Genomic DNA, 13,934 nt, shown 5'->3' with positions numbered 1-13,934 from the left:
CTAGTGGTTCCGACTACTACGGCCCACAGTGGACTTTCACCACCTAGTTGGCGCCCATGCCGGGCGCACTCAAAAAATGGATTTGCCAGTTTTCTTAGCAAATCCATTTTTTTGAATTGGTTCCATCAGTCAACTCTCTACGATATCAAGAGCCAAACGACTTATTTAGCAATCTTTTTAATTATGCTAATAATGTTTCAATTTCATCTAAGCGCTGTTCAAATACTTTAAAGGCTTGTTCTAGATAGTCACTGTTAGTAGTATCCACGCCTGCCCGCTTCAAAGTTTCAACCGGATAATCGGAACCACCGGCACTCAAGAAATCATAGTACCGCTGTAATGCCCCGTCTTCTTTATTCCAAACTTGAGCAGATAATGCCGTTGAAGCAGCCATCGAAGTTGCGTACTGATAGACATAATAATTCATATAAAAATGAGGGACATACGCCCAACTCTGAGTTTTCGTTCCAGTTGGAGTCACGCTTGGTCCATAATATTTATCCACCAAGTCACCACTCATTTGATCTAAATAATCTGCTGTCAAGGTCCCGACTTTTTCTTGGGTTTGATAGGCATTATGTTCGAATTCTGCAAATTGGCTCTGACGATAAATTGTGCCAATAAAGCCATTAATGTATTGTTCCAAAATGAAAATTTTGATTTGTTTATCATCTTGATACTTTTCAAGCAGGTAATTAGTTAAAATATTTTCATTAAACGTTGAAGCCACTTCTGCTAAGAAAATTGGAGCTTCAAAGTATTCAGAAGGTTGTGCGGCCTGTGAAAAATAACTGTGCATGGCGTGCCCAGACTCATGTGCCAAAACGTAGGTACTGTATAACTTATCCGTCCAGTTCAGAAGAATAAATGGATTAGCCTTGTAGACACTAATCTGATAGCCACCAGAACGTTTGCCTTTATTTTCAGCGGCATCAATCCAACGATTATAAAATTCGCGATTCAAGCCTTCCATATACTTAGGACCTAACACACTCAGTGCTTCACGAGTTAATTGCTTACCTTCATCAAAAGTGGTCTTGAGCAAATCATTCCCTGCAATTGGCACGTTGATATCGTACTTGTAAAATTTATCTAAGCCTAAGACTTTTTTCTTCAAGGCATACCAACGGTGCGCTAAATCAAGGTGCTGATTTACACTGCTAACCAAAGTATCATACACTTGTTCATCAATTTGATTGCTACTTAATGACGCTTGACGAGCACTCGAATAATGACGCACATCAGCCGTCATATTATGCATTCCCATGTAGCTATTCAACGTTTGAGCAAAGGTATTTCTAAGTTCATGATATGGTTTTTCATAGGCCAAAACGGCTTCTTTACGAACTTCTCGATTTTGGGATTCAGTAAATTGGCTCCGATTACCATGAGTTAATTGAACCTCATTTCCATCATCATCGTGCACCGTACCAAACGTCAAATCAGCATCATTCAGTGTGTTATATATTTCATCGGGTGCATTTAAAGCTTTAGAAGCGCGACTTAATAGCTGTTCTTCCAAATTTGATAGCACGTGCGCTTTTTCATTTCGAATCTTCGTTAACATGAATTTGAATTCTGCCAACTTGGGTTCTGCAGCAAAGAAACCATCAATCGTGGTGTCATCCATTTCAACAATTTCAGGTTCAAAAAATGCCATTTTGGCACTGATACTACTCATTTGGCTGGAAATCATTCCATACAATTCTGTCGCTGTCGCATCCGTCGTATCACTATCTCTGCGCAAGAATGCATAAACAAATTCTTTTTCCAGTTCTTCATCAATTTGTTTACTGAGAATTAATGCTTTAGCTAAGTTTGCAGCTGTCGTTGCTAAGGTGCCTTGAAATTCAGCAAATTGATCAACTAACTTGGTAGTTTGTTCAAAATCTGCCTTCATATCTTCATCTGATTGATACAGCAACGCTAAATTCCACTTCAAATTTTCAGGAACTTCAGCTCTCGATAATAATTTTTCTTCTGCCATCTTTATCGATCCTTTCAGCCATTAAAATCGGCTAAATATTGTTTATTCTTCTCTTCATCAAATTCGCCTTCAGATTTACCAATCACAATCGTGGCAACTGAATTACCCACAACGTTAACAGATGTCCGGGCCATGTCAACAAATCTGTCTATTCCGGCTATGAAAGTTAAGCCTGACATTGGGACCCCAATTGTCGACACGGTCGCTAACAGCACCACAAATGAAGCTCCTGGAACACCAGCCATCCCCTTGGAAGTAATCATCAACACCAGTAATAGTGTAATTTGATGCGTAATCGTCAAATGAATCCCATATGCTTGCGCCAAAAACAGTGCAGCTAGAGATTGATAAATGGCTGATCCATCCAAGTTAAATGTATAACCGGTCGGAATCACGAAGGAGACAATTGCTTGACTCACCCCATATTTTTCCATTTTTGAAACAAGTCGTGGCAAAGTGGCCTCTGAACTAGCGGTTGAAAAGGCAATTAAAAATTCATCCTTAATCACTCGCATCAATGGCCAGTACTTAATTTTAAAGATTTTGCAGACAATCCCTAAAATGACAACAATGAAAAAGGCCATCGTGAGGTAGGTAATTAGGACAAACAAGCCCAACGGTGCCAGGGCACTTAACCCCATTTCCGCAATTGTCATCCCGATTAAGCCAAAGACTCCAATGGGAGCAAATTTCATCACCCAATTTGTGACTTTAAACATAACTTCTGACACGGCCTGGAGAAAATCAATAATAATTTGTCCCCGTTCACCAATCGCCGCAGTCCCTAAACCAAAGAAGACGGAGAAAAAGATAATGGGCATCATGTCGCCGGCTGATAATGAAGCGAAGAAGTTTGTTGGGATAATTCCCATCAAGGTATCCCATAAGCCAGTGTGCGAGGCTGATTTAGCAGTTGCCATATATTTAGAAATATCTGATCCGTGCAAATCATGAATATTAATGAACGTGCCGGGATGTGTAATATTACCGACAATTAGTCCCAACGCAATCGCAAACGTCGTCATAATTTCAAAATAAATTAATGTTTTGCCACCAATTCGTCCCAATTTATGAATATCGCCCATGTTGGCAATCCCGACGGTCAAACAAGACACGACAATTGGCAACACAATCATTTGAATCAAACTAATAAAAATAGTTCCCAAATTTTGCATCGCTGTAATGGCCGTTTTATTATGATAAAAAATAACCCCAAAAATAATACCTAATACTAACCCAATGATTATTTGCCATCCCAGTGAAAGTCTGGGCATTCGATATTTCTTCATGACTCGTTTCCTTCCTTATAACACAGTTAAAATTAGTTTAGCACAATTTAAAAGTTGTTAACCTATTCAACTAAAATTAATTTTATTTATTTTTTTTATTCTACAACTTACTTATCAAAAGTACCCAAGTATTGTCACTCCAGTTTTCTAAAGATTAGGTGATAAGTGTACCAGTGAAATCATTCACACCCCTTACAAACATTGACGTTGCAACTATTGTGAAATGCGTTACAATTAACTTGTAACCGTTTTACAACTAATTTTATTTTTCTGGAGGAACTTACTATGGTACAACCTAACACAGATTTCATGATGCCCAACGTTAACTTCTTTGGACCAAATGTCATTAAAGGAATTGGCGAACGTGCAAAATTACTGGGTATGAAGAAACCATTAATTGTCACAGATTCATTCTTACGCAATCTCGAAAATGGTCCCGTTAAGCAAACCGAAGCATCACTTAACGCAGCCGGTGTTGACTATGCATTCTATGATAACGTTGAACCAAACCCTAAAGTTCGCAACGTCACTGAAGGTAAGCAAGCTTATAAAGATGCTAACTGTGATAGTATCATTTCAGTTGGTGGTGGCTCATCTCACGATTGTGCCAAAGGTATTGGTATTGTTTTGACTAATGGTGATGATATTACTAAATTAGCCGGAATTGATACTCTTAAAAATCCTCTGCCACCATTGTTGGCAGTTAACACTACTGCTGGTACTGCTAGCGAAATTACTCGCCACGCTGTTATTACCAACGAAGAAACAAAATTGAAGTTCGTTGTGATTTCATGGCGTAACGTTCCATTGGTATCATTTAATGATCCATTGTTAATGCTTGATGTTCCTAAGGGATTGACTGCAGCAACTGGGATGGATGCCTTAACTCATTCAGTTGAATCATACGTTTCAGAAAACCGTAACGATATTACCGATGCACAAGCAATTCAAGCTATCAAATTAATCAGCGAATATTTGCCACAAGCAGTCGCTGACGGACATAACGTCGAAGCTCGTACAAAGATGGCCGAAGCTTCATTATTAGCCGGTATGGCCTTTAATAATGCTAACCTTGGCTATGTCCATGCTATGGCTCACCAACTTGGTGGTCAATACGATGCTCCTCATGGTGAATGTTGTGCTGCTTTAATGCCAACTGTTGAAAAATGGAACATGATTGCTTCACCACAACGCTTTGCTGATATCGCTCGTTTCATGGGCGAAAATATCGACGGACTTAATGTTTGGGAAGCCGGACAAAAAGCTATCGACGCACTTCAAAGAATGTCAGACTTAGTTGGAATTCGGACTGTTAAACAATTAGGTGCCAAACCTGAAGACTTCGAATTATTAGCTAAGAATGCACTTCTTGATGGTAATGCTGGACCTAACCCTCGTAAGGGTACTCAAGCAGATATCGTTGAATTGTTCAAAGAAGCTTACAACAAATAATTTTATAATTACTTTGAGAGTCATGGATTTTAGATCCATGGCTTTTTTGTTGCAGCTTACAATTTTTCTAACCGGATAAACACTTGAGCTTTGATATACTCAAGGGCTCCCGATTTGCCATTCTGAAACGTGCTCGCTCAATCAGTCCTTTCCGCCTATCTTCACTCAACTATTTATCCTAACCCGATAAACACTTGAGCTTTGATATGCTCAAGGGCTCCCGATTGAGTTCACACTCTTTCCTTTATACTATTCAACAATAACTGTAGAATGATAGTATCTCTTGAAAGGACTTAAATTTATGCATCAGAATAGTTTTGGAGGCAGATTATTTTTTCTCTGCTTTTCAATTGTCATTAATACCTTTTTCAATGCTTTATCAGTGGTTACCAATATGGGTAGTGCAGTTTGGACGGCATCAGCAACCAATTTATCGGAATGGTCAGGTTTTTCACTTGGAAACGTGCTGATGATGATGGGAGTCATTGTTGCCATTGCAAACTTACTATTAATTCAAAAATTCGATTATTTACGTTTAATTCGTAATTTATTATTCGTCTTTCCTTTTAGCTACTTACTTCAATTTTGGCGTGATTGGTTTGTCAGTATTGGAGTCCCATCAATGGCGCTTGCCTGGAAAATCATCTTAGATATTATTGCCATTGTTGGCGTGTCACTAGCGGTTTCTTTATATCAAAGATCAAATTTAATTATTCATCCAAATGATGATTTACCATACATTTTGCGATTTAAATTTATGCATGGAAATTCCGTTTTATCTCAATGGACTAGTAATATCCCACCAATTCTAATTATTATCATTTCTGCAATTGCGACCCATAAACTTTATGCCGTTAATATCGGTACGGTGTTGTCAGTTGCTTTCCAAGGATATTTAATTGGTTGGGGAGATCAACACTTCTTCCGTGGTCTTAAACATCATGTTAATTTTTAAAATAAACAAGTGCTGAGCCAATCGTACAGCTCTTGAGTTTATAACGATGATTGACGAAGATTCCTATTGTTGGAATCTAGGAAATATAAGTTAGGTGAAAGAGCTGATTGGCGAAGCCGTTAATATAAAAACAACAAAAAATACAAGCCACTCACAATTAAGTGATTAGCTTGTATTTTAGTATCAATTAAAAAGTTGTTTTTCGTTCCACTAACTTCGTACCTAAAACTAATTTCTTCGGATAGTCACGAGTTGTTGTTTGTTGTTCTTCCATCAATAATACGGCGTTTTCACCCATTTCTTCCGTGGCAACTTTAACTGAAGTTAAACCTGGGAAAATGTAATTGGCAATTGTCGTGTCATTAAAACTAATTAAACTGACCCGTTCCGGAATCTGAATGTTACGTTCTTGCAGTGCTTTGATGGCACCGACAGACATTGGATCATTAGAAATATAGAAAGCATGTGGTAATTTATCGCCTAACGTATCAATCGCGGTAATCATTTGGTCATAGCCAGATTGCGAACTATAGTCACCTTTTAAAACCAATTCTGGTCGAAATAAATCTCTCTTCTTCATTTCACGTTCAAAGTAATGAAGCCGTAAATCTGGAATTGATTCCTGGTGATCACTAGTCGTTTCACTGCCATGAATCATGCCAATATCGGTCAAATCATCGCTAATAAATTTGCCAATTGCTAATTGAGTTCCGTGTTCAAAATCAGCAGTAACGCTATCACATTCACTAGGTAACCCATCATAATCTACCATCACTAATTTACTCGAAATTTGCTTAAATCGTTGGATTTGTCGCTTACTAAACTTACCAACCGCAATAATACCATCCACTGCCGTTGGGATTTGATCTAATTTGCTTTCAAAAATTTGAACCACTTGAAAACCAACTTGTTCGCAAGCTCGTTCAATGCCAGTTCGGATTGACATGTAGTATAAATCATCTAATTCTTGTTTTTGCGTGTACCATTGGACGACGGCAATCCGTGCAAACTTGCCCTTAGTTTTGGTCCGCTGATGTTTCGTGTAATTCAACTCTTCAGCAACTTGAAAAATTCTTTGGCGGGTATCTTCTCCCACTGACAAAGAACTGTCACCATTAAGCACTCGGGAAACGGTTGCCAATGAGACATTAGCTTGATTTGCAATGTCTTTTAGTGTTGTTGCCATTGGGGTAGACCACCTTTCTTAGAGTTGTTCAATAAAGCGACTCCAGGCTTGATTACCTGCCTCATCGTCTTTAAATACACCTGCATTTTCAAGTACTTGTGCAAATACGGTTGCTAATTCTTGATGTAATACATCGTCGACATTACCAGCATTGATTGTTTGACGAGCTTGAACTTCTTTAGCCCATGGTAAATGCATAGCGGCAATTTCGTTATCTTCACCAAGCCAGAATTTTTTAACATCCTGCATTTCAGTTAATAATCGAGCTGGTAAAATTGCACGACCCATAACTTCAATTAAACCAATATTTTCTTTTTTAATGTGAGCAACTTCATCATGTGGATGGAAAATTCCATTTGGAAATTCAGTTGAAGTATTGTTATCACGTAACACTAAATCTAAAATGAACTTTTCGCCTTCACGATGCATAATTGGCGTCACCGTATGATGTGCTGTATCGCCTGTGTTTGCTTGAATCGAAACTGATTCATCACTATATTGTTTCCAATTATCCATGATGTGTTCGGCTAATTCAACTAATTGTACCGTGTCGTTACTTTCCAGACGAATGTCGCTCATTGGCCAATTAACAATTCCAGCCGTAACGTGGTCATATTTAGGAAAATCAAGTGACTCTTTAATAGCAGCTTTCATCATTGGGAAGATGTGCTTACCACCCTGATAATGCTCGTGAGCAAGCATTGAGCCGCCGACGATTGGTAAATCAGCATTGCTACCGACAAAGTAACTTGGAAATTGGTTTTCAATATCAATCAAATTCAAGATGGTTTGACGATTAATTTTCATTGGTTCATGAACAGTGTCCAAGAAAATACAATGCTCATTGAAATAGGCATATGGTGAGTATTGAAACCCCCATTTTTCGCCGCCCACATTGATGCGAATAATGCGATGATTACTACGTGCAGGATAGCCTAAGCGACCTTGGTAGCCTTCATTTTCCATACATAATTGACACATTGGATATTCAACCGTTTTAGAGTTTAAAGCTGCAGCAATTGCTTTTGGATCTTTCTCTGGTTTAGATAAGTTGATGGTAATTTCTAAATCGCCATATTTAGTTTCTTTACTAAATTCGACATTTTTTTTAATCGCTTCAACTTTAATATAGTCATTTGATTTGCAAAATTCATAAAAGAAATTAGTCGCTGCTTCTGGTGATTTAGCATATTCTTCTTGAAATTTTCGATTCAGTGCTGCTGGTGTTGGCGTAATTAAATCCATTAATTGGTCATTCAAAATTTCTTTTGCAGTTAGGGAATCTTCAATTTTTTGATTACTAATGGCTAACGAAATCAATTGATCTTTCACAGATGCATCATTGCGTTCGACATCTTCATCCCCAACAAAACCATGGATTTTATTTGCGACATAAAATCGATCCATTTCTTCATACGTACCAGATTCAATTACTTGATTAACGAATTGTTCAATAACTTTCATTTCAACTGCTCCCTCTTATGCTGTCAAATTAATTAAGATGAGGCTGAGCAACAAGTTAAAATCCCAGCTCAACCTCATTTGATAATTCTATTTTAAATTTTATAGTTGATGAGGTCCATCGACAATTTCTGCATCGTAGAAGTCTGCATCATAACCAATCTTATCGCGATAAACTTTACCAACATTGGTCTTGAATGCTTCAGCTTCAGATTTTTTAACAATGGCAATCGCACTACCACCAAATCCGCCACCAATCATTCGGGCACCTAATACTCCGGGTTGTTCCCATGCAGTATGGGCCAATGTATCTAATTCCACACCAGAAACTTCATAGTCATATTGTAGTGAAACGTGTGAGGCATTAATTAGTTGACCTAATTGTACCAAATCACCGGCCAATAATGCTTCTTTTGCACGCAAAGTTCTTTGATTTTCTAGCACCGCATGGCGAGCACGACGAATCATCACATCATCAGAAATCAAATAAGTGTAACGATCGAACGTATCAGCATCAATCTCACCTAATGTTTTAATATCAAGTTCTTTTTGTAAGCGATGAACTGCTTCTTCACTTTCAGCTCGACGATCATTGTAACTTGAATCGGCCAATGAATGCTTTTTGTTAGTGTTCATGATTACAATAATGTATTCACCTAATGCTAATGGATAATATTGATATTCCATCGTGTTGGCATCCAACAAAATGGCGTTATCTTTTTTACCCATTCCAACTGCGAATTGGTCCATAATACCGGAATTCAAACCAACAAATTCGTTTTCAACTTTTTGACCTAGTTTAACTAAGTCTAGTTGTTCCACATTCAACTTAAATTGATCTTTAAGAATATAACCCATCAAGAGTTCAATTGATGCAGATGAAGATAGGCCAGCACCATAAGGTAGGTTTCCATGAACTAACAGGTTAAATCCATGATCAAATGTTTGGCCGGCTTCAGTTAATTTGACAACCATGCCTTTAAAATAGTTGATCCATTTACGTTCAGGAGCCGTTTCTGGCTTAGTGTCACCAAGTTCAAAGGTGATAACTGTTGATTCATCCATGTTTGCAGAAGACAAAGCGACTGTCTTATCTGTCCGATTACCATAAGCACCGAAAGTCCCTAAGCTAATTGCAGCTGGGAACACATGACCACCATTGTAATCTGTATGTTCACCAATTACATTAATTCGACCTGGTGAGAAATACACTGCATCAGCTTGCTTTGAAAATACGTCACTATACTCTTTTAATAAGTCTTCTTTTTTCATGAGGAATCTCCTGTTTTCATCGTGTCATTATTTGTTGGTAAAATTTTACTAAATATACTGTAAACTTTAACTAACTTTTTGTCAATCCTTTTCTTCATGACAAACCTATTTTAACAACAATGAAAACGGTTAATTTGTTTTGCTAAAACAAAGTAAAAAACACAACATTTCTGCCGTGTTTTCTGAAATCATTATTTATCTCTTGTTTTGGAATAGCTACCAAATTTATTAAACTAAAGTTTGTACGTAAGCAATTAATTCTTGAATCCAAAGGACGATTTTATTCCAGATTTGTTGGAAAATATTGCCATATTTGGACATCAAAGCTCGACCATCAGCACTATTGGCAAAGTCACTCAATTTAGACATTGCGTTACCAGCACTATTTTTTAATGAATCAGCTAAATCTGAAACGTTACTAATATATGATTTAGTTGAAGAAACTGGAGCTTTTTGAACTTGAATTAACGCATTCACTATTAAAGTAATTGAGGTTGTTGGCGTCGAGTCATCGATACCATATTTTTTCAGTGCTGCTTCTAATTGTGTTTTAACTTCTGATTGAGTTGCGGTAGTCCCATCTTCTTGCTTACTTTTAGCCAAGCCAGATGAAACATCCCCAACGGCAGCCATTAATTTACCTGAGTATTTACTGTCATCACTATTTTGATCGATTGCTGATTGTGTCGCATCCAACATGTTGTTAGCGGCAGTTGTATTTTGCGTGCTCAATGAAATTCCGTCAGTAGCTAACGCCTTATATACCCCAGCCAGCGCAGCTTCACCTGTCACTGATTGATTGGCCGTAACTGTGATAATCACATCATTAACTCCAGCCATCGTCGCTACCATTGCATATTGTTGTGCAGTAACTTTCGTGATATTACTATTGCCATCATATTTAGCAATATTAACTTTTACACCCGTTCCTGAAGAGGCTGGTGAAATTGCCACCGAACTAATCATGGCTGAATCTGTGGTACCATCTGAAGAGATATAAGTTGCATAATCATTAGCTGTTGAAGTCAGGGACGTATAGCTACTGGTCACACCTAGCGCGCTATCTACAGTTGACTTGGCGCTTGAAGCCATCCCAGCACCGTAAACGACGTAAGATTTCGATAATGCCGTGGTTTGAACGGCTTGCGTATCCGCATGAACTGTTAGTATTGAAGAACCAATTGCCACATAGACACTAGCAATTAGAAGAACCGCTGCAATTGCGATTTGTTTGATAAACTTCATAATGCACCTCCTGAGTACTCGACCATTTTACCATTTTTCATATACTTAGTTTTTTAATTGTCGTAAAATTAAAGAAATACTAATTTATCTGGAGATTATTTAATGTTGGAAAAGATTCTCTTATCCGCTGATATATCAACGATGACTAACCTAGTTGGCCGTTGGACCGTCAAACGCGTTCACGGAATTGACACAATTTATTCAACTAACTTAGGTAGTGCAATTAAATTTAATTTGAGTCACAGTGAATTCTTTAAAATAGACTGTTTTAATAATGGTAATTATTTTAGCAATCCACAGGAACTGGCAATCCGCGTGGATGGACAACTTTGGACGCGATTTCGAGTCAACGAGCTAATCTATCTACCATTAAACAACCAGCCACACCAAATTGAAGTAATGTTTGCTGGTAACTCTGATTTTGATGAAATCTGGACTGGCAAGCAAGGATTGGCCATTAAACAATTTGTGTTTAGCGACAATGCCCAAATCAGTCCGTTGGTAGCCAAACACCAAATTACTTTTGTGGGTGATTCTATTACTGCTGGGCGTTGGGTGACCGGTAAAAATGCCTCAATGGATGATTCCCCTTATCAAAATTTCGTCGGTATTTGTTCAGATATCTTACATGCAGATGCCACTTACATTGCCTATTCAGCAGCTGGTTTGTTCCGACAGGGTTTGGGAGGCGTTCCCACCACTGATCAATACCTTACCCAGTTAGATTCAGAAACAGAGTTTACACTCAATACTGAAAATCTCGTTGTCATCAATATCGGGACTAACGATTCAATTCATACCAATCAAGAATTTAAAGATAAACTGATAAATTTTTATGATTTGCTACAAAGTAACCTGTCTAGCGCTAAATTAATCTTTATCATCCCCTTCAATCAAGCTTTCGAAAGTGTTTTTCATGAAGTATTTGATGATGAACCTGTTATACTAGTTGAGACGCATGAATGGGATGTTTCAACAACTGACCAAGTTCATCCTAATTTACGGGGTTCAAAAAATGCTGGCACTCATTTAGCAAATTTAATTCAAACAACTGTTTTTTAACGTACTTAATAAGTAGGAGGTCTATATGGAATCAAATGAACGACTATTATCAATCAAACATGGTAATAATTTCCGTGATTTAGGCGGTTATCAAACTAATGATGGCAAGACTGTCAAATGGCATAAATTAATTAGATCCGGTCATTTACATGAGCTAGATCAATCGGACTTAACAACCTTACAAAAACTCAACGTGGCGGTCGATATTGATTTTCGGGCACCAATGGAAGCAAAATTGCAGCCTGATAAGGTTCCCAGCAACGCTGCCTACCACAGATTATCAGTTTTTGAGACTGATAAAACTGATGCTTCACACAGCCAGGAAGAAATCCAACGTGAGTACTCTAATAATCCTGGAGCTGGGTTTAATCATATGGTCGACGTTTATCAAGAAATGGTCACCACTAATCAGGCTAAATCCGCTTATCAAAAATTCTTTCGTCTATTGATTGAAGCCACGCCAGAACAATCAGTTCTTTACCATTGTACTGCTGGTAAAGATCGCACTGGATTAGGCAGTGTGTTCTTACTGTCTGCACTTGATGTCGATGTTAAAACAATTGAAAATGATTATCTATTAACCAACGCTGTCACTGCCAACTACGTTAATAACCGCATTAAAGATATTCTTGACGCTGGGTTACCAACTGCATTTGCCGATAATACTCGTGCACTTGCCACCGTGTCTCCAGCTTATTTAAAGAAATCCATGGAAACGATTAATGCCACTTTTGGTAATATGCCGAACTATTTGAAGGAACATTTGGAATTGAGTAAATCAGATATTCAAATTCTGAAACATAATTTTTTAGATAGCTAGGAGAACCACTCCATGAACAAAGTTTTTAATATTGGTATCTTACTGTTGGTCACCATCACCTTCCTCATGAATTTGTTTGGTGATTACCACTGGATGTACATGATTTCAACCGGCTTATTCACAATTTGGAGTGTTTATGAATATAAACAATTCCACTCTAAATTTATGTTAGTCGTCGTCATTCTGTCAGTTATTTATCTGATATTTTTGATTATTTCTAAAATAGTTGGTTGGATGTAATTTAAAACGTCAGGCAAGAACTCCTTGCCTGGCGTTTTTTAGTCTGATTTTTGACAAATATTGAAAGACTTGTTGAAAAATTGTCAGTCATACAAATCGTTACTTGATTATAAACAATTTTAACTCAATATTGGTGTATCATTGATATACTGGCTATTTAGCCAATGGTAACATCGCGATGTGCAACAAAAATATATATACCCGGGAAAAAATGGTGTACTTTTTTAAAAATAAATGTATAATATATTATAATATTCCGTTATATGACTGATTTCATCATTAACGCTAATGTACACTATCATTTAGGTGGGTGATTTAAATTATGGATAAACGAGTATTACGCTCCAAGACCGCAATCGGCGATGCACTGTTAGAAATCTTAAAATATAAAAACTTTCCTGATATTACTGTAAGTGAACTAGCAAAGAAAGCTTCAGTTGATCGTAAGACTTTTTACGCTCACTACAGTTCAATTAGTGATGTTCTCGCAGAATTGGAAGATCAATTAGCTGCTGAAGCATCTGCACTATTCATTCAAATGGAAGATTTTGATGTTTCAATTTTCATGGATGGTATGACAGATTTGATGTTCAAACGTTTCGATGTTTACGTCCATATTGCTAAGAATGATGACTATTCGTTCATTCTTCAAGATGGAAAAGACATTTTAACCCGCGTATTTATGAATCAATGTATGCAAAGTAATAGTTATACACCTGATGATTTCCGAGTTGCCATGGAATTCATCTCATCTGGAATCATTGACCACTTCCAAAGCTGGTTGGTTACCCCAGAACATTCCAAAGAAGTCTTAGCGGCTTCAAATGAAACTATTAAAGAAATTGTCAATCGCGAATTAGCTGCCTTTTCGAGCTAATTAATTAAAAATGGTTCTACAATATTTGGTACTGATAGAGATTCACTTTGTGAATTTCTACTGGTGCCATTTTCTATTATCAAGTAAA

Annotated in this window: 12 protein-coding genes; 6 read left to right on the top strand and 6 right to left on the bottom strand. The window is 37.5% G+C overall.

The features are described from left to right. Window positions 1-181: 181 nt before the first annotated feature. Both pepF and FFM59_RS08320 read right to left on the bottom strand, forming a co-directional pair. Window positions 182-1,987, bottom strand: coding sequence for an oligoendopeptidase F (gene pepF, locus FFM59_RS08325; RefSeq protein WP_137602581.1), 1,806 nt, complete (start codon window positions 1,985-1,987; stop codon window positions 182-184). 14 nt (window positions 1,988-2,001) lie between these two features. Then, the gene (locus FFM59_RS08320; protein WP_137602580.1) at window positions 2,002-3,276 is read right to left on the bottom strand and encodes a dicarboxylate/amino acid:cation symporter; all 1,275 of its coding nucleotides are present in this window, start codon (window positions 3,274-3,276) and stop codon (window positions 2,002-2,004) included. A gap of 285 nt (window positions 3,277-3,561) precedes the next feature. Between FFM59_RS08320 and FFM59_RS08315 the strand changes: the two genes are divergently transcribed. Beyond that, window positions 3,562-4,728 carry an iron-containing alcohol dehydrogenase gene (locus tag FFM59_RS08315; RefSeq protein WP_137602579.1) on the top strand — a complete coding sequence of 389 codons (1,167 nt, stop codon included), beginning with the start codon at window positions 3,562-3,564 and terminating at the stop codon, window positions 4,726-4,728. 301 nt (window positions 4,729-5,029) lie between these two features. Then, complete coding sequence (locus FFM59_RS08310; protein WP_137602578.1) at window positions 5,030-5,683, top strand: DUF6198 family protein; 654 nt, start codon at window positions 5,030-5,032, stop codon at window positions 5,681-5,683. Window positions 5,684-5,870: 187 nt separating this feature from the next. Here FFM59_RS08310 and FFM59_RS08305 read toward each other — a convergent pair whose 3' ends face one another. The 4 genes from FFM59_RS08305 to FFM59_RS08290 all read right to left on the bottom strand — a co-directional run bounded on the left by FFM59_RS08305 (window position 5,871) and on the right by FFM59_RS08290 (window position 10,847). Next, complete coding sequence (locus tag FFM59_RS08305; RefSeq protein WP_137602577.1) at window positions 5,871-6,869, bottom strand: LacI family DNA-binding transcriptional regulator; 999 nt, start codon at window positions 6,867-6,869, stop codon at window positions 5,871-5,873. 18 nt (window positions 6,870-6,887) lie between these two features. Then, window positions 6,888-8,333, bottom strand: coding sequence for a UDP-glucose--hexose-1-phosphate uridylyltransferase (locus FFM59_RS08300; RefSeq protein ID WP_137602576.1), 1,446 nt, complete (start codon window positions 8,331-8,333; stop codon window positions 6,888-6,890). Window positions 8,334-8,432: 99 nt separating this feature from the next. Then, window positions 8,433-9,602: a galactokinase gene (locus FFM59_RS08295; protein WP_137602575.1), complete on the bottom strand. Its 1,170-nt coding sequence runs from the start codon at window positions 9,600-9,602 to the stop codon at window positions 8,433-8,435. Window positions 9,603-9,830: 228 nt separating this feature from the next. Beyond that, the gene (locus FFM59_RS08290) at window positions 9,831-10,847 is read right to left on the bottom strand and encodes a DUF1002 domain-containing protein (protein ID WP_137602574.1); all 1,017 of its coding nucleotides are present in this window, start codon (window positions 10,845-10,847) and stop codon (window positions 9,831-9,833) included. Window positions 10,848-10,949: 102 nt separating this feature from the next. On the opposite strand from FFM59_RS08290, the gene FFM59_RS08285 reads away from it, so the two are divergent. From FFM59_RS08285 to FFM59_RS08270, 4 genes are all read left to right on the top strand, one after another. After that, entirely contained in the window at window positions 10,950-11,909 is a 960-nt protein-coding gene (locus FFM59_RS08285; protein ID WP_137602573.1) for a GDSL-type esterase/lipase family protein, read from the top strand. Between the two features lie 25 nt (window positions 11,910-11,934). After that, on the top strand, window positions 11,935-12,729 hold the full coding sequence (locus FFM59_RS08280) for a tyrosine-protein phosphatase (RefSeq protein ID WP_137602572.1): 795 nt from the start codon (window positions 11,935-11,937) through the stop codon (window positions 12,727-12,729). A 12-nt stretch (window positions 12,730-12,741) separates the two neighbouring features. Next, window positions 12,742-12,969, top strand: a complete 228-nt coding sequence (locus FFM59_RS08275; RefSeq protein WP_137602571.1) for a hypothetical protein — start codon at window positions 12,742-12,744, stop codon at window positions 12,967-12,969. A gap of 322 nt (window positions 12,970-13,291) precedes the next feature. Further along, window positions 13,292-13,846 (top strand): TetR/AcrR family transcriptional regulator, encoded by a 555-nt coding sequence (locus FFM59_RS08270; RefSeq protein WP_137602570.1) that lies wholly within the window; start codon window positions 13,292-13,294, stop codon window positions 13,844-13,846. Window positions 13,847-13,934: the final 88 nt, after the last annotated feature.

This window comes from Paucilactobacillus nenjiangensis (assembly GCF_005405445.1).
In the GTDB taxonomy this organism is placed as follows: Bacteria; Bacillota; Bacilli; order Lactobacillales; family Lactobacillaceae; genus Paucilactobacillus; species Paucilactobacillus nenjiangensis.
The sequence above is the reverse complement of the archived record's forward strand: the minus strand, read 5'-3'. Positions and strand labels throughout refer to the sequence as shown.